This window comes from Albidovulum inexpectatum (genome assembly GCF_002927635.1).
Classification (GTDB): domain Bacteria; phylum Pseudomonadota; class Alphaproteobacteria; order Rhodobacterales; family Rhodobacteraceae; genus Albidovulum; species Albidovulum inexpectatum.
In genome coordinates this window covers 90,589-113,628 of the sequence record NZ_PRDS01000002.1, presented here as the reverse complement: position 1 = coordinate 113,628, position 23,040 = coordinate 90,589, and the positions used below count along the sequence as shown (strand labels likewise).

Here is a 23,040-nt window from a genome sequence, read left to right as displayed (position 1 = left end):
AGGGCATCATGGCACGCAAGGCGGCAATCATCGGCGGTGGCGTGATCGGCGGGGGCTGGGCCGCGCGCTTTCTGCTGAACGGCTGGGACGTCGCGGTGCTTGATCCCGACCCCGAGTCCGAACGCAAGATCCACGCGGTCCTGGACAATGCGCGGCGCAGCCTTCCGGCCCTGTCGGACCTGCCGATACCCGAAGAGGGCCGCCTGACATTTGCATCCAGCATCGAGGATGCCGTTCAAGACGCTGACTACATTCAGGAATCGGTCCCCGAGCGATTGGAATTCAAGCGCGATGTGCTGGCCCGTATCCAGGCTGTCGCGCCGAATGTGCCCGTGGGCTCCTCGACCTCGGGCTTTCGTCCGTCACAATTGCAGGAAGGTGCGATCAACCCGGGCGCCGTGTTCGTCGCGCATCCCTTCAACCCCGTCTATCTGCTTCCGCTTGTCGAGATCGTGACCAGCCCGGCCAATGAACCGGAGCTTGTAAATCGCGTTCAGGAAACCCTGCGCGACGTGGGGATGTATCCGTTGCATATCCGGAAGGAGATCGACGCGCATATCGCCGACAGGCTGCTCGAGGCCGTCTGGCGCGAGGCGCTGTGGCTGGTGCGCGACGGCATCGCCACGACCGCCGAAATCGACGATGCGATCCGCATGGCGTTTGGCCTGCGTTGGGCCCAGATGGGGTTGTTCGAGACCTACCGCATCGCGGGGGGCGAGGCGGGGATGCGCCATTTCCTGGCACAGTTCGGGCCGGCGCTGAAATGGCCATGGACGCGGCTGACGGAGGTGCCGGACTTCGATGACGCATTGGTCGATCTGATCGCGGGCCAGTCCGACCGGCAATCGGGCCATCATTCGATCCGCGAGCTTGAGCGCATTCGCGACTCGAACCTGGTCGGCATCCTGCGGGCCTTGAAGGACCGCAACTGGGGGGCGGGCAAGGTGCTGCGCGATCATGACGAAAGGCGCAGGTCCGGTGTTTTGGATGCGATGGTGGGCGATCTCGACCAACCGCTTGTCATGGCGCGAATGCAGGTTCTGCCGGGCTGGATCGACTATAACAGCCACATGACCGAAAGCCGCTATCTGTTCGCGGCATCGGAAACGACCGACGCATTCCTTCGGTTCATCGGGGCCGACATGGATTATGTCGCTGGCGGCCATAGCTATTACACGGTCGAGACGCACATCATGCACCTGGGCGAAGGCAAGCTTGGCGACCGGTTGACGGGCAGTCTTCAGGTTCTGCATGCCGACGAAAAGCGGCTGCATGTCTTCATTCGCATCTCGCGGGGCGAGGATGTCCTCGCCACGCTGGAGCAGATGCTGCTGCATGTCGACATGAAGGCGGGCCGCTCCTGTCCGGCCGCCGCCGCGATACTGGATCGGCTGATGCCGATTGCGCAGGCCCATGCAAGCCTTCCGCGACCCGAAGGCGTTGGCCGCCACGTCGGCCAACGCAGCGGCTGAACGGCCTATTCGCCCCGGGGGAAGCGCTTGCTTTCCTCCAGAACGTTCAGGTCCATGTGATTGCGCATGTAGCGTTCCGACGCCTTCTGCAGCGGCTGGTAATCCCAGGGGAAATAGGCGCCGTTGCGAAGTGCCTCATAGACGATCAGCCGGCGCGCCTGGCTTTCGCGCACCTCGGCATCGAAGCGGTCGAGAACCCAGCGTGCTTCGGACATCGCGCGCAGATGCGCCAGCGTTTCGGCATGGGCGGGATCGTCGGCCAGGTTGTTCAACTCATGCGGATCGGCCGCGAGATCGAAGAGCTGGTCGGGGTCGAGCGCACAGCGGTTGTACTTCCAGCGTCCGTGACGGATCGAGACAAGCGGCGCATAGGAAGCCTCGGCCGCGTATTCCATGAAGACCGGGCTTTCGCGGGTCGCGCCCTGCATCAGCGGCAACAGGCTTTCGCCATCCGTCCATGGCAGAACCTCATCCATGCTGACGCCGACAAGATCGCACAGCGTCGGCGCGACGTCGATCGTCGAGACCGGCGTTGCGATCCGCCCCGGTGCAATCCCCGGCGCGGCGATCATCAACGGCACCCGGGCCGACCCTTCGTAGAAGTTCATCTTGTACCACAGCTCACGTTCGCCCAGCATGTCGCCGTGGTCCGAGACAAAGACCACGATCGCGTCCTGCCGGGTGGCGCGCAGGACGTCCATGATCTGGGCGATCTTGTCGTCCAGATAGGAAATGTTCGCGAAATAGGCCCTGCGGGCGCGCCGTACATGCTCTTCGGTCACGTCGTAATTGCGCCAGTCATTCGCGTCGAAGATGCGCTGCGCATGGGGGTCATGCGCCTCGTAGGGCATTGCCGGAACCTCGGGCAGCAGGTGGTCGCAGTCTTCGTAGAGATCCCAGAACCGGCGGCGCGCGACATAGGGGTCGTGGGGATGCGTGAAGCTGACCGTCAGGCACCACGGGCGCGCGTCGCCCCCGCGCGCAATATCATAGATCTTCTGCATCGCGTGAAAGGCGACCTCGTCGTCATATTCCATCTGGTTCGTGATCTCGGCCACGCCGGCATTCGTGACGCTGCCCATGTTGTGGTACCACCAGTCGATCCGCTGGCCGGGCTTGCGGTAATCGGGCGTCCAGCCGAAATCCGCCGGGTAGATGTCGGTCGTCAGGCGCTCTTCGAAGCCGTGCAGCTGGTCGGGGCCGACGAAATGCATCTTGCCCGACAGGCAGGTGTGCCAGCCCGCGCGCCGCAGATGGTGGGCGAATGTCGGAATGGCCGAGCAGAACTCGGCGGCATTGTCATAGACCCCGGTTCGTGAGGGCAATTGCCCGGTCATGAAGGATGCCCGCCCCGGCGCGCACAGGGGCGAAGCCGTGTAGGTATTCGCAAATCGCACCGAACGTTCTGCCAGGGCTTTCAGCGTCGGCACATGCAGCCAATCCGCCGGGCCGTCGGGGAACAGCGTTCCGTTCAACTGATCGACCATGATGATCAGGATATTCGGACGTGATGACATGCATTCCCCCATGCGTGTTGCGATTTGCCCGCTGCAGGTTCTGTCGGACCGCGGCCCTCGGTTTGCCGGGAACCGACGGCCATCGCCGCTTTGCGACAAGGAAGATCATGTTCCGGCGGACCGCGCGACGGTGACCAGTGCCGCGACGATGCGATCAAAGGCGGCCCCGGCGCGACGCGAGACATTCCGGGCACGCAGATAACCATGCACCAGCCCGCGCTCCTCGACCAGTCGGACTGGGCTGCCGTGCCGTCGCAAGCGCGCCGCGTAGTCCCGCGCATCGCTGGCCAGCGGGTCGCATTCCGCCGAAAAGACATGGGTCGGGGGAAGGGCTGTGCAGTCGGGATCTTCGAGAGGCCAGGCCGTCGGGTCGGGCACAGGTGAGGGCCGACCCGAAAACCTGAGCGCGATATATCGCGCCATGTCCGCGCGGGTCAGCATCGGCGCGTCGGAATGTCTGATATGGCTGTCACGGTCGGTCTGACGGCCCAGGGCGGGGTAGATCAGAACCTGCCCCGGAACCCGCAGCCCGGATCCGCGCGTCGCATGCGTCAGCGCCGCGGCCAGCGTCCCCCCGGCGCTGTCACCGCAGGGGATGATCGGCGCAGCCAGTTCGCGGCAAACTGCCCTGGCCGCCGCGATGGTATCGACAAGTTGCGCCGGGTGGGGGTGCTCTGGCGCCAGGCGGTAATCGACCGCGACCAGCCTTGCCCCGGCCCGATGCGACAGCTCGGCACAGATCGAATCGTGGGTATCCAGATCGCCGACGACGAAGCCTCCGCCATGCAGGTACAGAATGATTGGCGTCTCCCGGATCCGCGCGGGATTGTACAGCCGACAGGAAACGCCGCCAAAGCTGCGATCCGATGAAGCCAGCCCCTTGGGGCGTCCTGGGTCGAGATCCCGCGCCAGGGCACGATAGGCTGCGCGCTCGGCCGCGATGCCGCCGTCGGGGACCGCCCGGCTGCGCCCGCATCGCGCGACGAAGGCGCGAATCTCGGCATCAAGCAGGCAGGAGTAGTTCGGGCGATTCGGCACGGAGGGGTGTCCTTGCGCTGGGTCAAGATCAGCGTGCCACGGTCGCGGGCAAAGACCAACCTTGTCAGACGCGCACATGTGCCACTTCCGTCGTTCACGATCGCGTGCGGCCAGATGATCGGCCAATCCTCGCCATGCCGGCCGATATCGCAGGAAAAAATCCGCCATGCCCGGCAGCCCCCGCTCAGCATTTCGTGAGGCGGGGTTGGAACCTTCGTCGCGATGCACAATTGAGCCAGCGAGCGACGGATGCTTTCGCCGCGACCCGCTGAACCGAAAGCGGATGCGGTGGGCGATCGCTCTGGATGAAACGTGAATCTTGGAACAAGGAAGACAGTCATGAAGAAGGTGATCAAGATTGCCGGCGGTATCGCCCTGGCCTCGGTGGTGGCCGCGCCTGCGATGGCAGGTGGTTTGAGCGCCCCGACCGAAGAGCCCGCGCCCGTCGTGATGCCGGTCGAGCCGGTCTCGACCGGATCGGACTGGACCGGAGCCTATGTCGGTGGACAGCTGGGATATGGCGACATCTCTGCGACCGGTCTGGATGGCGATGGCATTCTGGGCGGTGTTCATGCCGGCTATGACTGGGATTTCGGCAACTGGGTCGTCGGCGCGGGAATCGACCACGATATCGCCGATATCGACCTGGGCAATGGCGCGGGATCGCTGGATTCGGTCACCCGGCTGAAGCTGCGCGCAGGTGCCGATCTGGGTCAGACGCTGCTTTACGGTACCGCCGGTGCCGCATACGCTCGGGCGGATGTCGGCGGATCGAACCTGTCGGACGATGGCTGGTTCGTGGGCATCGGGGCCGATTACCGCCTGACCGACAGCTGGACGGTCGGCGGCGAAGTCCTGACCCATCAGTTCGACAATTTCGACGGCTCGGGCGTGGATATCGATGCGACGACCGCGACGATTCGCGCCAGCTTCCGCTTCTGATCGTTCAGCAACACCGACATGCGGCGCCGATGCGCCGCATGTCACCACTTGCCCGACGCACCGCCCCCCGAGGATCTGCCACCGCCAAAGCCGCCCGAGCTGTTCGTCCTGCGCCGGTGGCGGACATGTTCGTCCCTTTTTTCGCGCAGCATCCGATCGTCGCGATAGTCGCAATTCCTGCAATAGGTGCGCAGCCTGCGCCCGCCTTCGGGCAGACGTACCGTCACCCGCCGCAATCCGCGCGTTCCGCAGCCGGGGCAGCGCCGAAGCCGCGCGGCGGCGTTCCGGATCTTCCGGCCGAACAGGCCATAGCCGACGATTCCCGCGATTGCACCGAAGATCCAGTGATCTATGCGATCAAGAAAGCCGCCGCCCGTGCCGTCATGGGGGCTTTCGCTGACCAGGCGCAAGGCGATCCGGTCGATGGTCTGCATGATGCCATCCTCGATGCCTTCGGAAAATTGCTCTTCGCGGAATCGCGGTGCGATCACGTTGCTGACTATGTCCTGGGCGATGACGTCATAGGCCTGATCATAGGCTGCGCCCAGATGAATACGGATTTCGCGGTCCTGACTGGAAACCAGAAGAAGAATGCCGTCGTTTGTCTGGGGATCTCCTATGCCCCATCCATTGAAAACGCGCTGCGCAAAGTCGGCGATCGAGGTCGAAGGGTCATAATCGGACCTTGCCCGTATCGTCAGAACTGCCATCTGGATGCCCGTTTCGCGCTCGAGCGCGGCAAGCGACCCGCGAAGGGCTTGCGCCGCGTCAGGCTCGATGAGGCCTGCGAAATCGTTCATGTAGGTATCCACGGGCTGCGGATACGGCGCCCCGACGGCCGGGCCGAAGACAAGCAATGCGAACAGGGCGGCAAGGATGCCAAACAGGCGTTGAATCACGAAAACTCCTGCAACTGTGATGGGCGTCAAGCTTGGGGCAAACCGCGCCGCGAAGCAACCGATCCGCAAGCCCCCGCCCGCGGCAATATCGTTTCGCCCCGGGCGTTGTTTGAAATGGGATTTGTTGCTACATAGCGCGAAACATCCGCCCTTTCGCGGCGGTCGACATTGTCAAGTGACGTGGCGGCGACGACGATTTGTGAACGAATTGGCGCCACATTCTTGGGTATGAAGTTTGGCGCATGGATTCGGAAGCGCCCGGATCCGTTACAAGGAAAGGAGTGGTGGTAGATGTTTGCGTATGGTTTCAAGAGGCTGCTGGCCGGCCTGATGGTCGTGGCGGCGCTTGCCGGATGCAGTGGCGGCATTCATCGGACGGCCTATCTCGTGTCGGCACCGCCCGAGGTCACGTCCGAATGGAAGGTCGTCGACGTGAAGGTTGATGTGCCGCGTACGCTTGTCGTTTCCGAAGAAGAGATCTTTTTCCCAAGGGCGGATATCGTTTGGCGCGAAGATCCGCCTGGCGACCGGTATGAGCAGGTCGCCAAGATCATGCGCGACGCAATTAGCAAAGGTGTTGCCGATCTGAATGGCGACCGCGAGGTGGTGGTCGAAGTGACGATGGCACGTTTCCACGCGCTGACCTTCATCGCAGAAACGCGCGCGCCTTCGGGTGTGCATGACATCGAATTCACGCTGGCCGTGCGCGATGCCAAAAGTGGCGAGATCCTCTTTGGGCCCGAATATGTCGAGGCGTCGTTCCCGGCTCTGACCGGGGCACGCATGGCGCAGGCGCGCGCCCAAGGCCAGACTCAGAAGAGCCAGATCACCGAGCATGTCGAAAAGACGATCAGGGCGATCTTCGGCATCGGCGCCGATGCGCGCGAGACGTTCAGCAGCCTGGGCGGCTGACCCGGCCGAAAAGGCTCACAAACGAAACGTGGCTCAAGGGGCGGCGAGATGGCCGCCCCTTGGTGTCTGGGGCGGCGATCCGGCGCGCCCGGCATGCATCGGGACTGCGACGCCAAAGGTGGCACTTTTCCCTTTGCGCATCATGGGATTTGCCGCTAACCAAGGCGGCATGGAAACGATCCGCATCCTCATTCCGTGCATTGGCGGCTGACGAACGTCAGGCGGGCCGTTCCTGTTTCCCGATTGATGCGAGACAGCAAGCCCGCAGGCGCGATGGGGCGCGAAGGGACAGATGGCATGACCTCGATCCGGCTGACCAATACCAGAACCCGCAGCAAGGAACTGTTCGAGCCTTTGGACGCTTCCAACGTCCGAATGTATGTCTGCGGACCGACCGTCTATGACCGCGCGCATCTGGGCAATGCGCGGCCCGTGATCGTGTTCGACACGCTGTTTCGTCTGCTGCGCCACGTCTTCGGGGCGGATCACGTCACCTATGTCCGCAACTTCACCGACGTGGATGACAAGATCAACGCGCGCGCGGCCGAACTGCGTGCAGCCGGAGACGCGCGCCCGCTGGAAGAGATCATCCGCGATCTGACCGACTGCACGATCGAATGGTATCATGCCGACATGGACGCGCTCGGCGCCCTGCGCCCGACACAGGAGCCGCGCGCGACCGAGTGGATCGGCGCCATGATCGCGATGATCGAACAGCTGGTCGCCGGCGGACATGCCTATGAGCGCGACGGCCATGTCCTGTTCCGCGTGCGAAGCTACAGGGAATATGGACGCCTTTCGGGGCGTTCTGTCGATGACATGATCGCGGGCGCACGGGTCGAGATCGCGCCGTTCAAGGAAGATCCGCTGGATTTCGTGCTGTGGAAACCGTCGAGCGACGATCTGCCGGGATGGAACAGCCCCTGGGGCAGGGGCCGGCCCGGATGGCATATCGAATGCTCGGCCATGGCGCATGAATTGCTGGGCGACAGTTTCGACATCCACGGCGGGGGCATCGACCTGCAATTCCCGCATCACGAAAACGAAATCGCGCAAAGCCGCTGCGCCCATCCCGAAGGCGGTTTCGCCCGGTACTGGATGCACAATGAAATGCTGCAGGTCGAAGGCAGGAAGATGTCCAAGAGCCTTGGCAACTTCTTTACCGTACGTGACCTGCTGGATCAGGGCGTGCCGGGCGAAGTGATCCGCCTTGTCTTCCTGCAGACGCATTATTCCCGCCCCATGGACTGGACGGCCGAAAAGGCCCGCGCGGCGGAAGCCGTCCTGCGACGCTGGCATTCGCTGGTCGATGACATCGAGCCCGCACCCGAACCCGCGCCGGAAGTCGTCGCGGCACTGGCGGACGATCTGAACACCGCCGGCGCGATCGCCGAGCTGCACGCGCTGGCCAATGCCGGTCAGGCGGCGCTGCTGAAATCCTCTGCCCGGTTGATGGGGCTGCTGACGCAGGATCGGCCTGACTGGCTGGCTCCGAAGGTGGATCTTGCACCGCTTGCACAACGATTGGCAGAAATGCGTCGCAAGGCGATGGAGACAAAAGATTTCTCGGAAGTTGACAGGATGAAGTCCGCCCTTGTGGCGGCCGGCGTCGAGGTGCGCATGTCGCGCGCGGGGGTCGAATTGGTTCCGGGGCCGGATTTCGACGCCGGGAAGCTGCAGGATCTGGCCTGAGAAAGTGCGTGGGATGAAGGAACGGCTCTACCTTTATGATACGACCCTGAGAGACGGCCAGCAGACACAGGGCGTTCAGTTCTCGGTTGCCGAAAAGATCCAGATTGCGCGTACGCTGGACGATCTGGGCATCGATTACATCGAAGGCGGCTGGCCGGGCGCGAACCCGACAGACAGCGATTTCTTCGATGCACGTCCACAAACGCGGGCGACCTTCACGGCCTTTGGCATGACGCGCCGGGCCGGACGATCGGCCGAAAACGATGACGTGCTGGCCGCGGTTCTGAACGCCCAGACACCGGCCGTGTGCCTGGTCGGGAAGGCGCATGATTTCCATGTCACCACCGCCTTGGGGCAGAGCCTTGAGGAAAACCTGGAAGCGATCCGCAGCTCGGTCGCCCATGCCGTGTCCCGTGGACGCGAGGCGCTGTTCGATGCCGAGCATTTCTTCGACGGATGGAAGGCAAATCCGGACTATGCGCTGTCCTGTTTGCGGGCTGCGTTCGACGCTGGCGCGCGCTGGATCGTTCTGTGTGACACCAATGGCGGCACGCTGCCGGCCGAGATCGGCCGCATCACTGCCGAGGTGATCGCGGCGGGCATTCCCGGTGACCGGCTGGGCATTCATTGCCATGACGACACGGGCAATGCCGTGGCGGGTACGCTTGCGGCGGTGGATGCGGGCGCGCGCCAGATCCAGGGCACGTTGAATGGCCTTGGGGAACGCTGTGGCAATGCCAATCTCACGACCCTGATTCCGACGCTTCTTTTGAAGGAACCCTATGCCAGCCGGTTCGAAACGGGCGTTACGCATGATGCCCTGCGCGGTCTGACCCGCGCCAGCCGGATGCTTGACGACATCCTGAACCGCGTACCGCTGCGCAGCGCGCCCTATGTCGGGGCCTCGGCCTTCGTGCACAAGGCGGGCCTGCATGCCAGCGCGATTCTGAAAGACCCTTCGACTTACGAACATGTCGATCCGGCCCTTGTCGGCAACCAGCGTCTGATTCCCATGTCGAACCAGGCGGGCCTGTCCAACCTGCGCGCACGCCTTGCCGCCGCCGGGATCGAAGTTGCGCCAGACGATCCGCGCCTGGGCCAGATCCTGCGACAGATCAAGGAGCGTGAAGATCAGGGCTATGCCTATGACGGCGCGCAGGCCTCGTTCGAGCTGCTGGCCCGGCGCGCGCTTGGGCTGTTGCCCGACTATTTCGAGGTCAAGCGCTATCGCGTGACCGTCGAGCGGCGCAAGAACAAGTACAATCAGATGGTCACGTTGTCCGAGGCCGTCGTCGTCGTGAAGATCGGCGACGAAAAGATGCTGTCGGTTTCGGAATCCCTGGACGAAACCGGCTCTGACCGCGGTCCGGTCAACGCGCTGGCCAAGGCCCTGGCCAAGGATCTGGGGCCCTATCAGGCCTCGATCGACGACATGAAGCTGGTGGACTTCAAGGTGCGCATCACCCAGGGCGGGACCGAGGCCGTCACGCGCGTCATCATCGACAGCGAGGATGGCGCGGGCCAGCGCTGGTCCACGGTGGGCGTCAGCGCGAACATCGTTGACGCAAGCTTCGAGGCGCTCGTCGAGGCGATCCTGTGGAAGCTTGTCCGGGACGGGGTTGCCCCGGCATGAGCGTGACCGACTGTGCTGAAATCGTTCAAAGGGGCGACCCCGATCGGCATGCCGCGACGATGGCCGCGCCCCCAGCGGCGCGGGACATCCTGTTCCCGCTATATGCGCTGAACCTCGAAATCGCACGCGCGCCGTGGAGTTCGGCCGAGCCGATGGTCGCCGAAATGCGGCTTCAGTGGTGGATCGATACCGTTTCCGCATTGGCCGAGGGGCGGAATGTCTCTGGCCCGCCGGTGGTCATGGCGGTCGGCCCTGTCCTTGCGCGCGATCCGCGTGTTTCCCGCGCGATGATCGATCTGGCCGAAGCACGTCGGCGCGACTGCTGGCCCGACCCGTTCGAGGGCAGGGACGATCTTCTGGCCTATCTGGATGCAACGGCCGGCAACCTGATGTGGGCGGCGGCACTGGCTCTTGGCGCAGAGGAACGGTTGGAGCCCGCGATCCGTGACGCCGCCATGGGCGGGGCGATCGCCGCCTATCTGCGGGCGGTTCCGCATCTGGTCGCGCGCGGTCGTCAGCCGCTGCCGGATGACAGCGCAAGCGCCATCGCCGGACTCGCGGCCGAGGGTTTGACCCGGCTGGAGAAGGCGCGTCGCGTCAGGTTTCCGACGGAAGTCAGGCCAGCGCTTTGGACCGTATCGCCGGCACGGCAAGTGCTGAAGGGCATCGTCAGGGACCCCGCGCGGGTCGGGCAGGGACGGGCGGAAACGTCGGAATTCGCCCGCCGTCTGGCGCTGTTGTGGCGCGTCCTGCGCGGGCGTGTCTAGGCTTTTTCCTCGCGCGGGCGCAGGACCAGCCAGATCAGCGCGCCGCCCGCAAGCACCAAAAACGGTATCATCGCAAGGTTCACGGCCTGCCAACCGGCCAGGACACTGGTCCCGGCGCAGTTCATCAATCCGCCCGAGGCCAGCGAGGCGACCGTGACACCGCCAAAGACGATGAGGTCGTTCAGCCCCTGGATGGCTCCGCGCTCCTCGGGCCGATGGGCCCCGGCCAGCATGCTGGTTGCGCCGATGAACCCGAAATTCCAGCCAAGGCCAAGAAGGACCAGGGCGGCAAAGAACTGCTCCAGCTCGACCCCGGTCAATGCCACGGCGCCCGCCCCGGCCAGCAGGGCAAGGCCCGTCCCCGTGATCAGCGGCGCGCCGAACCGCGCGATCAGATGCCCCGTGAAGAACGAGGGCACGAACATGGCAAGCACATGGGCCGACACGATATCCGCCGCATCGTTCTGCGAATACCCGCAGCCGACGACCGCAAGCGGGGTCGAGGTCATCACAAGGTTCATCAGCGCGTAGGAAACCATCGCGCAGATGATCGCAACCGAAATGGCGGGATCGCGCAGCATCTCGATCCGCGATCGGGCAGGGCTGGACTGCGTGCCCATTGCCCCAGGGCGGGGGATGTCCAGGAACAGGAACAGCCCCATGCCGACAAGGTTCAGCACCACCACCGCCAGATAGGTTCCAAGGAAGGCCGCGGGCAGGGCCGAACCCGTCACCTTGACAAGCTGCGGCCCGATGATGGCGGACACCAGCCCCCCGGCCATCACCCACGAGATTGCCTTGGGGCGAAACGACTCGGACGCCGTATCGGCCGCGGCAAAGCGATAGAAGCCCTGGGCCGACATGTAGATCCCTGTCATGAGCGACCCGACGAGGAACAGGGCAAAGGACCCCCGGTAGAGCCCCGCGGCGGCAATGGCCCCGCCCGCAGCGCCGCCCAGCGCGCCCAGCCAGAATCCCGCCCGGCGCCCGTGGCGCGCCATGAAGGACGACATCGGCGCGGCGGACAGCATCGAGCCCATCACGGTCATCGAGATCGGCAGGGTGGCAAGGCAGGGATTGGGGGCAAGCATCTGTCCCGCCAGCCCCCCGACCGTGAAGATCATCGGCATCTGCGCGCCCAGCAGTGCCTGGGCCAGGATAAGCACCACGACATTGCGTCTGGCGCGACGGTCATCGGATGCCGTGGTCGTGGCGGTCATTCGTTCACCTGTCATCGATTTGCCGAAGGGCTAATGCGCGCCCGGTGCCAAGGCAAGGGGCGTTGTGTCGCGTCTAGTCCGGGTCGCCGGGAACAAGGCCCAGGCCACGCAGATAGATGCCGATTCCGGCCTCCAGCAGCGCATCGGGCGGAAAGGGCGCGCGGCTGCCCGGTCCGGGGCGCGCGAAAAGCTCGACGATGCCGTGCGACAGGGCCCAGACATGGGCGGCGAACATCGCGGCCGGCGGGCGCCGGTCGCCGGGCAGTCGCTCGATCAGCGGCTCGGCGGCGCGCGCAAAGACCGCAAGGGCGCGTTCATGCGCGCGGGCAAGATCGGGATTGAGCGACAGGCTGATTCCGCTTTCGAACATGGCCATGTAATGGCCCGGATGGTCGCGGGCAAAGTCCAGATAGGCAAGCGCCACGGCCTCGAACGCGCGCAGGGGATTGGGGCGCCCGTCATTCCAGGCGCGGCGCATCTCCTCGGCGAACAGATCGAATCCCTGGCGCGCGCATTCGGCGATCAGATCGTCCCGGCCGGCAAAGTGCCGATAGACAGCGGCCGGCGTCACGCCGACCGAACGCGCGGCATCCGACAGGGAAAAGCCCTGCGGCCCCTGTCTTTCGATCAGGGCAAGGGTGGCATCCACCAATGCGCTGCGCAGGTTGCCGTGGTGATATCCCTTCTTAGACATCCAGAAGGTCCGGCCCGCCACAGATCTTGCCGTCGATCTTGCCGATCGCCTGACGATCCTTGCCGATATAGTCGATCTGGCCAAGCACGGTCTGGATCGCCGCCAGCCGGGCACGCCGCTTGTCGTCGGCGCGTATGATCGTCCAGGGGGCATGATCGGTGTGGCTGCGCTCGATGGTTTCGGCAATCGCTGCCGTGTATGCGTCCCACTTCTTCAGCCCTTCGACATCGATCCAGCTGAGCTTCCACTGCTTCAGCGGATCGCGCTCGCGGTCCAGGAACCGGCGCAGCTGTTCGGCCCGGCCGACTGACAGCCAGAGCTTGACCAGGATGATTCCATCATCGACCAGCATCCGTTCGAAATCGGGAACCTGGGCAAAGAACAGCTCGCGCTGTGCCGGTGTGCAAAAGCCGAAGACATGTTCAACGACGCCCCTGTTGTACCACGATCGGTCAAAGAGGGCGATTTCACCCGCGCCGGGCAGCCAGTCCACATAGCGTTGGAAATACCATTGGCCGACTTCCTTTTCCGTGGGCTTGGGCAGGGCGACGACATAGGCCGAACGCGGGTTCAGGTTCTGCCGCATCCGCCCGATCGTGCCGCCCTTGCCGGCGGCATCGCGGCCCTCGAACAGAACGCACAGCCGCTTGCCCGTCTCACGCAGGTCACGCAGCATCTTGACCAGTTCGATCTGCAAGGCCTCTATCCGCCGGTCATAATCCTTGCGCTTCATGCGCCGCGAATAGGGATAGCCCGGCGAGATGATGTCGTCCCTGTCGGCCGACCGGATGGCGCGGGCGATCTCTGGCGGCGCGCCATTCTGAAGATAGTCGGTGATCTGTCCCACGAATGGGATCTCGATCCTTGCGGTCGAAGTCGTGTCGGTCATGCGGTTCTGCCTTGGTTGCACGGGTCGAGGCCAGTATGACGATCGCCGCGCGGGGCGCAATCGCCGCCATGCCGTGGGTCGGGTTTCGCGCCACGTTGACCCCGGGCCCTGCTGGGCCTACACCAAGGCCAAGGGACAGTCAGGAGCGACCCATGAAGGTCATCATCTGCGGCGCGGGCCAGGTTGGCTGGCAGATCGCGCGCCATCTGTCGGGCGAACGCAACGACGTCACCGTGGTCGACAACAACCCCGAGCTGGTACGCCGCGCGACCGAGTCTCTGGACGTTCAGGGCGTGGCGGGCTTTGCATCCTATCCCGACGTTCTGGAAAAGGCCGGCGCGCGGGATGCCGACATGATCATCGCGGCCACCTATTCGGACGAGGTGAACATGGTCACCTGCCAGGTGGCCCATTCGATATTCGGCATCACGCGCAAGATCGCGCGCCTTCGCGCGCAGTCCTATACCGATGCCATCTATTCCGATCTTTACCGTCGTGACCACCTGCCGATCGATGTCGTCATCAGCCCGGAACGCGAAGTGGCCGAGGCCGCGTTGCAACGCCTGGCTGCGCCTTCCACCTTCGACACCGAAAGCTTTTTCGGCGGCAAGGCCCAATTGCTGGGGATCGCGCTTGACGAAAACTGTCCGGTCCTGAATACGCCCTTGCGTCAGCTGACCGACCTGTTTTCGACATTGCGCGCAATCGTCGTCGGCGTCCGCCGCGAAGGGCGGCTGTTCGCGCCCGAGCCGGGCGACCAGCTGTTCGCGGGCGACCAGATCTATGTCTTCACCCATACCGAGGACGTTCCCCGCACGCTTGAAATCTTTGGCAAGACGACGCGCAAGCAGGAGAGGGTCGTCATCATCGGCGGCGGCAATGTCGGCCTTGCCGTTGCGCGCGCGCTGGAGGCCCGGACGGAACGGGTGCGCGTCAAGATGATCGAGCGCAACAGAGAGCGGGCCGAGCAGGCGGCTGACGCCCTGGAACGCACGATCGTGCTGAACGGCGACGGCATGGACATGGACCTTCTGACCGAAGCCAATATCGACCGCGCGGATGCCGTTCTGGCGGTGACGGATGATGACAAGACGAATATCCTGGCCACGGTTCGGGCCAAGCAGGCGGGATGCAAGCTGGGCATCGCGTTGATCAACGACCCGACTTTGGCCCCGCTGATGCCGGCGTTGAACATCGATGCCTATATCAATCCCCGCGCCACCACGGTGTCCTCGATCCTTCGTCATGTGCGTCATGGCCGTGTCCGCGCGATCTATTCCATCGGCGATGCCGAGGCCGAGATGATCGAGGCGCAGGTGATGGGAACCTCGCCGATTTCGGGCAAGCTTGTCCGGGACATCGAGTTTCCGGAAGGTGTGCTGGTCGGTGCCGTGATGAAGGGCGACAAGGTCCTGAAACCTCACGGCCACCTGCGTATCGAGGAGGGCGACGTGGTCGCGCTGTTCTCCATGGCCAGCGACGTGCCAGAGGTCGAACGGCTTCTGCAGGTCTCGATCGACTTCTTCTGATCGATGATACGGCTGTCACGTATTCCGGTCATGATCATCCTGATGGGTGGCAGCGCATTGGCGATGCTGGTGCCGGCCATCCATGCCTTTCTTCTGCGCGACTATTCGGTGTCTCGGGCGTTCCTGTATTCGGCCCTGATCTTCCTGATCCTGACCGCGATGATCGCGATTGCCTCGGTCGGGAACCGGCCCAGGCAACCGGCGCGCGATCAGCTTCTGACCCTGCTGGGCGCCTATGCCGGGTTGCCCCTGATTCTGGCCGTGCCGTTTTCCGAAGCCATCCCCGACACGCATTTCACCTCGGCCTGGTGGGAGATGATTTCGTCCCTCACGACGACGGGCGCCTCGCTTTATGCGCCTGACCGGCTGGAACCCAGCCTGCATTTGTGGCGCGCCATGGTCGGCTGGATGGGGGGCTTCTTCGTCCTTGTCACGGCTGTCGCCATTCTGGCGCCCATGAATCTTGGCGGGTTCGAAGTGTTGCGGGATGTGCGGCCCCGCTTCAGCGAAGCGGGCAGCGATCACTGGGCCCGGCAAAAGACGGCAAGCGAGCAGCTGGTCGCGCATGCGGCGGACCTGCTGCCCGCCTATCTGGGGCTGACTCTTGCATTGATGATCGGTCTGGTAATGGCGGGCGAGACGGCCCTGGTTGCCGCCTGCCATGCGATGTCTGTCTTGTCGACATCCGGAATAACGCCGCTGGGTGGCCTTGACGAGGCGCGATCCGGTGTCCTGGGCGAGGCACTGATCCTGGCCTTCATGGCCCTGGCCGTTTCGCGCCGCCTGATCCCGACGGGACACCGGCATGTCGCCCCCGGCTCGCTGCGCGAAGACCCCGAGATGCGCATGGCGATCCTGCTATGTACGGCCGTGCCGGCGCTGCTGTTTCTTCGGCACTGGTTCGGGGCGCTTTCTGTGGACGATGTCGGCGACATCCGCGCGGCGTTCGGCGCGTTGTGGGGAACGCTGTTCACCGTTCTGTCCTTTCTGACCACCACCGGATTTGAATCGGCGCATTGGATGACCGCGCGCAACTGGTCGGGGCTTGAGACGCCGGGGCTTGTGCTGGCTGGTCTTGCGGTGATCGGGGGCGGCGTTGCCACGACCGCGGGCGGGGTCAAGCTGTTGCGCGTATATGCGATCTTTCTGCACGGCGAACGCGAGGTCGAGCGGCTGATCCATCCCAACTCGATCGGGGGCGGGGGCGTTCTGGCACGCCGCTTGCGGCGGCAAGGCGCGCGGATGGCCTGGATCTTCTTCATGCTGTTTGCCCTGTCGATCGCGGTGACGATGCTGGCGCTGTCGCTTGCCGGTCTGAACTTTGTCCAGTCCACGACATTTGCCGTCGCCGCGCTGTCCACGACAGGGCCACTGGCCGGCGTCACGGCCGCCGAGCCTTTGTCCTGGGCCGCGCTCGATGGTCCCGCGCGCACGATCCTGGCAGCCGCAATGGTGCTGGGACGGCTGGAGACTCTGGCCATCGTCGCCTTGCTGAACCCGGATTTCTGGCGCAACTAGAGGATGCAAATTCGCGTTCGTGATCATTTTTGCACTGGAAACTGTCGGGTTTCTTCGCATACTCGTCGCAAGTTCCCGGTGCAGCGCCGAGGGGCGGTGCGTGTTGCGCGCACGAAATCGCATAACAATGCAAAGATAAAGGCGAACACAAACATGGCTGCCGACCGACAAAATTTGCAAGATGCCTTTCTGAACCATGTCCGCAAGGGCAAGGTTCCCGTGACCATTTTCCTGATCAACGGCGTCAAGCTGCAGGGTGTCATCACCTGGTTCGACAACTTTTGCGTGCTTCTGCGCCGTGACGGCCAGTCGCAGCTTGTCTACAAGCACGCGATTTCGACCGTGATGCCCGGACAGCCGATCTCGCTTTACGAGGGCGAAGACTGATTTCGACCGATCACAGAAAGGAACACGCGACGCGCGAGGCCAGGACGCGCGCCTATGTTCTGCATCCCGATATCCGCAACAGCCACAGGCCCCGGCGCGCGCCCGAACTCGCGCTGGAAGAGGCCGTCGCGCTGGCCGCAGCCTTGCCGCATCTGACGGTCGTCGGTTCCGAAGTCGTGCGGATTTCCAAGGTGCAGCCAGGTACGCTGTTCGGCTCGGGCCGGATCGCCGAGCTGAAGACGATCTTCCAGCGCGACGGGATCGAGCTCGTCCTGGTGGATGGCCCGTTGAGCCCGATCCAGCAGCGCAATCTCGAGCGGGAATGGGGGCTGAAGATCCTGGATCGCACCGGTTTGATCCTCGAAATCTTCGCGGATCGCGCGCGCACCCGAGAGGGTGTGCTGCAGGTGGAACTGGCCGCGCTAAGCTATCAGCGCACCCGGCTGGTGCGTGCATGGACTCATCTCGAGCGTCAGCGAGGCGGCCTGGGTTTCGTGGGCGGACCGGGCGAGACGCAGAAGGAAGCCGACCGCCGCGCCATCGACGAGGAAGTCGTCAAGATCCGTCGGCAGCTGGAAAAGGTCGTCAAGACGCGCGAGTTGCATCGCGCGGCGCGCCGCAAGGTGCCGTTCCCGGTGGTCGCTTTGGTCGGCTATACGAATGCCGGCAAGTCCACGCTGTTCAATCGCCTGACCGGGGCCGAGGTTCTGGCCCGCGACATGCTGTTTGCAACGCTGGACCCGACGATGCGGGGGGTTGAACTGCCGACCGGGCATCGGGTCATCCTGTCCGATACCGTGGGTTTCATTTCCGACCTTCCACCGCAGCTTGTCGCCGCTTTCCGGGCCACTCTGGAGGAGGTGCTGGAGGCCGATCTGATCCTGCATGTGCGCGACATCGCCCACCCCGAAACCGAAGAGCAGGCACAGGACGTGCGCGACATCCTGGATTCGCTGGGGGTCGGGGCCGACGTGCCGGTGATCGAGGTCTGGAACAAGATCGACCTTCTGGCCCCGCCCTTGCGCGAGGCGCTTGCCGGACAGGACGGCCGCAAACCCGGCGTCTTTGCCGTCTCGGCACTCACGGGGGCGGGCATGGATCCCTTGCTGTCCGCCATCGCCGACGAGCTGGAGCGAGGGCGCGAGGAGACGGTGCTGGAACTGCCCTTTGCGGATGGGCGCCGCCGTGCATGGTTGCATGAACATGTCTCGATCCTCGGCGAAGATCAGACACGGTCGGGCTATCGCATCACCATCCGATGGACGCCGCGGCAAAAGGCCGAATTCGAAAGGCTGTAGGGCCGCTGTTCAATCGCCGTCGCCATAGCGGGAGTCGTCGTCCAGCTCGTCCTCGCCCTCGGGCAGGAACTTGCCGGACAGGTGGATCGAGTGATTGTCGTGGATCGGATCCATGACAACGTCCGAGGGCAACTCACCCGTCAGCCATTCGCGAATCTCGTCGCGCGCATCGGCGGGGTCCTGTTCGGTCAGCTTGGCGATATAGCGGATGAAAGCACGCTGGTCGCCGTCGATCTCTTCCAGATCGGCCTCATCCGCGGCCGGCCAACGGTCGATGATCGCCTCGAAGAAGGCGGGCCAGTTTTCCTGAACATGCTGCCATTTCATGGCGTGCCTCACTTGTTCCTGTGCGGCTTTCAGTTTGCCCCCGATCGTGCCGGGACGAAAGGCAAAATCGGGGGCGGACGCCTAGATCCAGCTTTGGACCCGACGTGCGGCCCCTGACACGTCGTCGCCGATACCCGCAACGGTGTTGCAGGCCGACAGGCCAAGCAGGGCCGCGATCAAGACAATGATCCGCATCATGTCATTCCTCATACCACCAGACCTCGGGCTGGAAACCCGGCCAGTCGCCGTATAGCGGAATGCGATCAGGATAGTGAAGCCGCGACGAATGCGCGATGCGCGAGACATTCGAGAACCAGACCGGTATGACATAGCGTCCAGCCGTCAGGATCCGATCCAGAGCCTTCGTGGCGGCGATGAAATCCTCCTGGCTGCGGCTTTCCAGCATCGTCCGGATCATCGCTTCGGCCGCGGGCGAATTCATGCCCATCCAGTTGCGGCTGCCGGGTTCCGTGACACCCTTCGATCCCCAGTACAGGAACTGTTCGTTGCCGGGGCTAAGGGACAGCGCACGGGTGTACCATGTCATGTCGAACTGGTATTCGTTCGTGCGCTCCTTGTACTGGGCACTGTCGACGATCGTGACCTGCGGGAAGATGCCAAGCGATTCCAGCGACTTCAGGTAGATGTCCACGATCGAATGGGTTTCGGTCGCACCCGAGGTCAGCAGGATTTCAAAGGTGAACGGTTCGCCCTTGTCATTCACCAGACGACCGCCCTGAACCTGCCAACCTGCCTCTTGCAACAAGCGGGCAGCTTTGCGCAGGTTGCCCCGATCTATGGCGCGGTCCGGTTTTCCGACCGGCAGGTTGTAGCCTTCGATCGTGCCGGGCGGCAGCTGGTCGGCAAAGGGGGCCAGTAGCTCCAGCACCTTGCCCTGTGCCGGGCCATGATCCATGCCCAGAACCGAGTTCGAGAAATAGGACGTGATGCGGGGTTCGGTTCCGCCGTTCAGCGTTGTGTTGATGAACTCGAAATTGAAGGCAAGGATCATTGCCTCGCGCACGCGCCAGTCGGCAAAGATGGGGTTGCGCGTGTTCATCACCAGTCCGGCGATGCCCGAAGGACGGTGATGCGGGATCTCGGATTTGACGACCTCGCCGGTGCGGATGGCGGCGAAGTCGTACTGGGTGGCCCATTTCTGGGCGTTCGTTTCGCGATAGGTTGTCGTCTCGCCCGCCGTGAAGGCCTGGAAGACGACATCGCCATCGCCGAAATAGTCATAGCGGATTTCGTCGAAATTGTTGCGGCCACGGTTGATCGGCAGATCCTGGCCCCAATAGTCGGGATTGCGGCGGAAGGTGATGTATCGGCCGGGCTCGAAACTGTCCACGACATAGGGGCCCGATCCGATCGGAACTTCCAGGGCTGCATCCTCGAAAACCTTGCCCTCCCACTGGGCCTTTTTCAGGATGGGGCGCATCCCCATCAGCAGCGCAAGCTCACGGTCGGGTTCGGTGAAGGTAAAGCGAACCGAGCGCGGACCGGTCTGTTCCATCCTGGCGACCTTCAGCCAGGCCGTGCGATAACGCGGATGTCCCTTTGTTCCCAGCGTTTCATAGCTCCACATCACGTCTTCGATCGTGACAGGGCTGCCATCCGAAAACCGAGCCTCGGGCCGCAGGGTGAATTCGACCCAGGAGCGCGAATCATCGGTTTCAACCGTCTCGGCCAGCAGGCCGTACAGCGTGAAGGGTTCGTCGATCGAACGGGCCATCAGCGTCTCGACCGTGTGCAGGCCCAGCCCCCAGGGCGCGTTGCCTTTGAGAATATAGGGATTGAGCGAATCGAAGCCGCCGGGTTCGCCAAAGATGATCCGTCCACCCTTGGGCGCATCCGGGTTCGCATAGGGCAGGGACACAAAATCGGGGGGCAGGGCGGGCTTTCCGTACATGGCTATGCCATGCTGCGGTTCGGCCTGCACGCCCGTCATCGCCCCGCAAAGCGCAAGCGCCATGGCGCATTTCAGAAGGGTCTTCCTGATCCCGGATGTCATTCGGCTGCCCCTGTTTGGATGTCATTCACGGTTCGACCCGACGCTAGACGGGCTTTGCCGCCATTTCAAACTTTTAGCTTGGCCATCGGCAAGTCTTTGCAGTATAAAGAGCTTACTGCTCGATAGGTTTCTTGCCTGTATGAAACCTGCCTCAATAACTTGACGCCCGCCTTGCGCGGGCGTTTTTTTATTGGCAATGCGGCATCTTTCAAGCTGCTTGCAGACGTGGCCTGGGAGGTGACGGAATCGCCACGCGAATCGCATGGGGCGAAGTGCGTGACTGGAAACCCGGCCCCGATTTTCCTGTGTATTTCGCGCGTGCGGCATGTAGTCTTGCCGCGGAGCAATTCATGAAGACGGGAAGACTGGCATGAATCTGAAGGGCAAGCGCGCCATCGTAACCGGGTCGAACTCGGGCATCGGGCTGGGAATCGCCCGGGAACTGGCCCGCGCGGGCGCGGACGTTGTGTTGAATTCGTTCACCGACAGGGAAGAAGATCACGCGCTGGCATCCGATATCGGGCGCGAATTCGGTGTCAACGCGCGCTATATCAAGGCGGACATGGCCAATGGCGAAGAATGTCGCGCCCTGATCGAACAGGCGGGAGGCTGCGATATCCTGGTCAACAATGCCGGTATCCAGCATGTCGCCCCGATCGAGGAATTTCCGACCGAAAAATGGGATCGGATCATCGCGATCAACCTGACCTCGGCCTTCCACACGATCGCGGCGGCCCTGCCGGGCATGCGCGAGAAGGGTTGGGGACGGATCGTCAACATATCCTCGGCACATGGCCTGACGGCTTCGCCCTTCAAGTCGGCCTATGTTTCGGCCAAGCACGGGATCGTCGGACTGACCAAGACCGTTGCGCTGGAGACGGCCGGGCAGGGGATCACCTGCAACGCGATCTGCCCCGGCTATGTGCTGACGCCCCTGGTCGAATCCCAGATTCCCAACCAGATGAAGGTGCACAACATGGACCGCGAAACCGTCATCCGCGAGGTCATGTTGCTGCGTCAGCCCTCGCGCCAGTTTGCAACCGTGGAAGAAATCGGCGGGACGACGGTCTTCCTGTGCTCGCCCGCGGCAAACCAGATCACGGGCACGACGATTTCGGTTGATGGCGGCTGGACGGCGCTCTGAACGCTAGAGGTCCTGAATGGAGTCGAAGCGCATGCCCCACGGCGTGCGCACCCCCGACAGCAGAAGCTTGTCGCCGGGCTGCAAGCCCTGCCAGATATTGCCCGGCAAGGAACACAGGACGACCGGGCGCTCGCCAGCTCCCGCGACGGTGACGATTGCCGCGCGATCGCAGGCCCGCCCGCGGCCCGTGCCCTTGCGGCCCATCACCGTCACCTCGATGCGCGACGCTTCGGCGCCCGCCGCGGGCAATTGGGAATGCAGCCACGGCAGACCGCGCGTCAGTGTCGGCGCGGCCAGCGAATAGGTCATGATCGCGGCTGTCAGAACCAGAAGACCCCGTCGTGCAATCGTTCGAAAGGTGCTTTCGTCAGAGCCCGCCAGCGGACCGCTGAAGGCAAACAGCGACGCAAGCAACGCCACAGATGCGCTGACGAACCAGTATCGTTCCGTGGTGGATACAAGTTCGGGCTCGGGCAGCCAGTTCAGGAAATACAACCCCGCGATTCCCACGGCCCAGAACAGGATGATCAGCCCAAGCATGCCAGCCCGCGCAAGATCCATTGCGCCGTAGTCGCGCCGCAGCCGTGCGGGCTTGCCCGGGACAATGAAGACATGTTCGGGAACGATTGGGCGCACGCGGTCGAACGCACGCCCGGGAACGACAAAGGCATAAACATATGCCGGCGCATAGGCGGCGAATGCCCACAGCAGCGTTTCGGGACGCATCTGCCCGCCAATCGGAGATTCAGGGCCCATGCCAAGCCATAGCGCGAACTCGGCCAGGAAGGGCAAGAGCAGGACAAAACCGATCGCGATCAAGAGACGCAAGCGACCGCCACGACAGAGGTAGAGCAGCCGATCAAACAAGGCGGGCAAGAGGAACAGAAGCGCCGCGCCAAACGCCAGGATGCCCGATTGTGCCAAGGCCCAGTCCCGCGGGGCCCATGAGTCGACCGCGCGCCAAGGAAACAGGCCAGCGAAATAACGCATGGAAAGGCCCAGAAAGGCCAGCCCCGTCAGAGCCTGAACAAGAAAGACAATCGACCGGTCGAATGCGCTGATCTGCCTGTCGTCGCGCCACTGGAACATGCTGCACCCCGCAAAATACGCGATCAGACTGCACCTCAAATCGGGTAAATCTGTGAAAT

The 23,040-nt window shown here is 63.6% G+C and carries 21 protein-coding genes; 11 read left to right on the top strand and 10 right to left on the bottom strand.

All coding sequences use genetic code 11. From position 1 onward, the window contains the following. Nucleotides 1-8 precede the first annotated feature (8 nt). Nucleotides 9-1,472 (top strand): carnitine 3-dehydrogenase, encoded by a 1,464-nt coding sequence (locus LV82_RS03860; RefSeq protein WP_104069409.1) that lies wholly within the window; start codon nt 9-11, stop codon nt 1,470-1,472. Nucleotides 1,473-1,477: 5 nt separating this feature from the next. On the opposite strand, the gene betC is transcribed toward LV82_RS03860, so the two are convergent. Together betC and LV82_RS03850 are read right to left on the bottom strand one after the other, a co-directional pair. Continuing rightward, nucleotides 1,478-2,989 (bottom strand): choline-sulfatase, encoded by a 1,512-nt coding sequence (gene betC / locus LV82_RS03855; protein ID WP_104069753.1) that lies wholly within the window; start codon nt 2,987-2,989, stop codon nt 1,478-1,480. A 105-nt stretch (nt 2,990-3,094) separates the two neighbouring features. Next, complete coding sequence (locus LV82_RS03850) at nt 3,095-4,027, bottom strand: alpha/beta hydrolase (protein ID WP_104069408.1); 933 nt, start codon at nt 4,025-4,027, stop codon at nt 3,095-3,097. A gap of 339 nt (nt 4,028-4,366) precedes the next feature. On the opposite strand from LV82_RS03850, the gene LV82_RS03845 reads away from it, so the two are divergent. Continuing rightward, entirely contained in the window at nt 4,367-4,969 is a 603-nt protein-coding gene (locus tag LV82_RS03845; RefSeq protein WP_104069407.1) for an outer membrane protein, read from the top strand. A 41-nt stretch (nt 4,970-5,010) separates the two neighbouring features. On the opposite strand, the gene LV82_RS03840 is transcribed toward LV82_RS03845, so the two are convergent. Further along, nucleotides 5,011-5,868: a TPM domain-containing protein gene (locus tag LV82_RS03840; protein WP_104069406.1), complete on the bottom strand. Its 858-nt coding sequence runs from the start codon at nt 5,866-5,868 to the stop codon at nt 5,011-5,013. A gap of 291 nt (nt 5,869-6,159) precedes the next feature. On the opposite strand from LV82_RS03840, the gene LV82_RS03835 reads away from it, so the two are divergent. The 4 genes from LV82_RS03835 to LV82_RS03820 all read left to right on the top strand — a co-directional run bounded on the left by LV82_RS03835 (nt 6,160) and on the right by LV82_RS03820 (nt 10,872). Next, nucleotides 6,160-6,780: a DUF6778 family protein gene (locus tag LV82_RS03835; protein WP_104069405.1), complete on the top strand. Its 621-nt coding sequence runs from the start codon at nt 6,160-6,162 to the stop codon at nt 6,778-6,780. A gap of 297 nt (nt 6,781-7,077) precedes the next feature. Then, the gene (gene cysS / locus LV82_RS03830) at nt 7,078-8,472 is read left to right on the top strand and encodes a cysteine--tRNA ligase (protein ID WP_104069752.1); all 1,395 of its coding nucleotides are present in this window, start codon (nt 7,078-7,080) and stop codon (nt 8,470-8,472) included. Nucleotides 8,473-8,485: 13 nt separating this feature from the next. Next, the gene (gene cimA / locus LV82_RS03825) at nt 8,486-10,105 is read left to right on the top strand and encodes a citramalate synthase (protein ID WP_104069404.1); all 1,620 of its coding nucleotides are present in this window, start codon (nt 8,486-8,488) and stop codon (nt 10,103-10,105) included. Next, nucleotides 10,102-10,872, top strand: a complete 771-nt coding sequence (locus tag LV82_RS03820; RefSeq protein WP_104069403.1) for a squalene/phytoene synthase family protein — start codon at nt 10,102-10,104, stop codon at nt 10,870-10,872. The genes cimA and LV82_RS03820 overlap by 4 nt, the downstream gene beginning before the upstream one ends. Here LV82_RS03820 and LV82_RS03815 read toward each other — a convergent pair. The 3 genes from LV82_RS03815 to ppk2 form a co-directional block, all read right to left on the bottom strand. Next, on the bottom strand, nt 10,869-12,092 hold the full coding sequence (locus tag LV82_RS03815) for an MFS transporter (RefSeq protein WP_104069402.1): 1,224 nt from the start codon (nt 12,090-12,092) through the stop codon (nt 10,869-10,871). The genes LV82_RS03820 and LV82_RS03815 overlap by 4 nt on opposite strands. Nucleotides 12,093-12,165: 73 nt before the next feature. Then, complete coding sequence (locus tag LV82_RS03810) at nt 12,166-12,786, bottom strand: TetR/AcrR family transcriptional regulator (protein ID WP_104069751.1); 621 nt, start codon at nt 12,784-12,786, stop codon at nt 12,166-12,168. Next, nucleotides 12,779-13,675 (bottom strand): polyphosphate kinase 2, encoded by an 897-nt coding sequence (ppk2, locus tag LV82_RS03805; RefSeq protein WP_104069401.1) that lies wholly within the window; start codon nt 13,673-13,675, stop codon nt 12,779-12,781. Before ppk2 ends, LV82_RS03810 begins: the two co-directional genes overlap by 8 nt. A 152-nt stretch (nt 13,676-13,827) precedes the next feature. Here ppk2 and trkA point away from each other — a divergent pair, with 152 nt between their 5' ends. The 4 genes from trkA to hflX all read left to right on the top strand — a co-directional run bounded on the left by trkA (nt 13,828) and on the right by hflX (nt 18,407). Then, nucleotides 13,828-15,204: a Trk system potassium transporter TrkA gene (trkA, locus tag LV82_RS03800; RefSeq protein ID WP_104069400.1), complete on the top strand. Its 1,377-nt coding sequence runs from the start codon at nt 13,828-13,830 to the stop codon at nt 15,202-15,204. A 3-nt stretch (nt 15,205-15,207) separates the two neighbouring features. Beyond that, a complete protein-coding gene (locus tag LV82_RS03795; protein ID WP_104069399.1) occupies nt 15,208-16,722 on the top strand; it encodes a TrkH family potassium uptake protein in 1,515 nt (504 codons plus the stop codon). A 153-nt stretch (nt 16,723-16,875) separates the two neighbouring features. Continuing rightward, nucleotides 16,876-17,109 carry an RNA chaperone Hfq gene (gene hfq, locus LV82_RS03790; RefSeq protein WP_104069398.1) on the top strand — a complete coding sequence of 78 codons (234 nt, stop codon included), beginning with the start codon at nt 16,876-16,878 and terminating at the stop codon, nt 17,107-17,109. Further along, nucleotides 17,109-18,407, top strand: a complete 1,299-nt coding sequence (hflX, locus tag LV82_RS03785; RefSeq protein WP_104069397.1) for a GTPase HflX — start codon at nt 17,109-17,111, stop codon at nt 18,405-18,407. The genes hfq and hflX overlap by 1 nt, the downstream gene beginning before the upstream one ends. A 9-nt stretch (nt 18,408-18,416) precedes the next feature. On the opposite strand, the gene LV82_RS03780 is transcribed toward hflX, so the two are convergent. The 3 genes from LV82_RS03780 to LV82_RS03770 form a co-directional block, all read right to left on the bottom strand. Further along, nucleotides 18,417-18,734, bottom strand: coding sequence for a hypothetical protein (locus LV82_RS03780; protein ID WP_104069396.1), 318 nt, complete (start codon nt 18,732-18,734; stop codon nt 18,417-18,419). Between the two features lie 81 nt (nt 18,735-18,815). Further along, on the bottom strand, nt 18,816-18,932 hold the full coding sequence (locus tag LV82_RS03775) for an entericidin EcnA/B family protein (RefSeq protein ID WP_170063346.1): 117 nt from the start codon (nt 18,930-18,932) through the stop codon (nt 18,816-18,818). Between the two features lies 1 nt (nt 18,933). Then, a complete protein-coding gene (locus tag LV82_RS03770; protein ID WP_104069395.1) occupies nt 18,934-20,748 on the bottom strand; it encodes an extracellular solute-binding protein in 1,815 nt (604 codons plus the stop codon). 370 nt (nt 20,749-21,118) lie between these two features. Here LV82_RS03770 and LV82_RS03765 point away from each other — a divergent pair, with 370 nt between their 5' ends. Further along, nucleotides 21,119-21,892 carry a 3-hydroxybutyrate dehydrogenase gene (locus tag LV82_RS03765; protein ID WP_104069394.1) on the top strand — a complete coding sequence of 258 codons (774 nt, stop codon included), beginning with the start codon at nt 21,119-21,121 and terminating at the stop codon, nt 21,890-21,892. 3 nt (nt 21,893-21,895) lie between these two features. Here LV82_RS03765 and LV82_RS03760 read toward each other — a convergent pair whose 3' ends face one another. Further along, nucleotides 21,896-22,981 (bottom strand): hypothetical protein, encoded by a 1,086-nt coding sequence (locus tag LV82_RS03760; RefSeq protein ID WP_104069393.1) that lies wholly within the window; start codon nt 22,979-22,981, stop codon nt 21,896-21,898. Between the last annotated feature and the right edge of the window lie 59 nt (nt 22,982-23,040).

Bases quoted from the DNA above. Each gene is read 5' to 3' on its own strand.
- LV82_RS03860 (WP_104069409.1), top strand. From the start codon at position 9: ATGGCACGCAAGGCGGCAATCATCGGCGGTGGCGTGATCGGCGGGGGC.
- betC (WP_104069753.1), bottom strand. From the start codon at position 2,989: ATGTCATCACGTCCGAATATCCTGATCATCATGGTCGATCAGTTGAAC.
- trkA (WP_104069400.1), top strand. From the start codon at position 13,828: ATGAAGGTCATCATCTGCGGCGCGGGCCAGGTTGGCTGGCAGATCGCG.
- LV82_RS03780 (WP_104069396.1), bottom strand. From the start codon at position 18,734: ATGAAATGGCAGCATGTTCAGGAAAACTGGCCCGCCTTCTTCGAGGCG.
- cysS (WP_104069752.1), top strand. From the start codon at position 7,078: ATGACCTCGATCCGGCTGACCAATACCAGAACCCGCAGCAAGGAACTG.
- LV82_RS03820 (WP_104069403.1), top strand. From the start codon at position 10,102: ATGAGCGTGACCGACTGTGCTGAAATCGTTCAAAGGGGCGACCCCGAT.
- ppk2 (WP_104069401.1), bottom strand. From the start codon at position 13,675: ATGACCGACACGACTTCGACCGCAAGGATCGAGATCCCATTCGTGGGA.
- LV82_RS03775 (WP_170063346.1), bottom strand. From the start codon at position 18,932: ATGATGCGGATCATTGTCTTGATCGCGGCCCTGCTTGGCCTGTCGGCC.
- LV82_RS03810 (WP_104069751.1), bottom strand. From the start codon at position 12,786: ATGTCTAAGAAGGGATATCACCACGGCAACCTGCGCAGCGCATTGGTG.
- LV82_RS03765 (WP_104069394.1), top strand. From the start codon at position 21,119: ATGAATCTGAAGGGCAAGCGCGCCATCGTAACCGGGTCGAACTCGGGC.
- LV82_RS03770 (WP_104069395.1), bottom strand. From the start codon at position 20,748: ATGACATCCGGGATCAGGAAGACCCTTCTGAAATGCGCCATGGCGCTT.
- LV82_RS03760 (WP_104069393.1), bottom strand. From the start codon at position 22,981: ATGTTCCAGTGGCGCGACGACAGGCAGATCAGCGCATTCGACCGGTCG.
- hfq (WP_104069398.1), top strand. From the start codon at position 16,876: ATGGCTGCCGACCGACAAAATTTGCAAGATGCCTTTCTGAACCATGTC.
- LV82_RS03815 (WP_104069402.1), bottom strand. From the start codon at position 12,092: ATGACCGCCACGACCACGGCATCCGATGACCGTCGCGCCAGACGCAAT.
- cimA (WP_104069404.1), top strand. From the start codon at position 8,486: ATGAAGGAACGGCTCTACCTTTATGATACGACCCTGAGAGACGGCCAG.
- LV82_RS03845 (WP_104069407.1), top strand. From the start codon at position 4,367: ATGAAGAAGGTGATCAAGATTGCCGGCGGTATCGCCCTGGCCTCGGTG.
- LV82_RS03835 (WP_104069405.1), top strand. From the start codon at position 6,160: ATGTTTGCGTATGGTTTCAAGAGGCTGCTGGCCGGCCTGATGGTCGTG.
- LV82_RS03795 (WP_104069399.1), top strand. From the start codon at position 15,208: ATGATACGGCTGTCACGTATTCCGGTCATGATCATCCTGATGGGTGGC.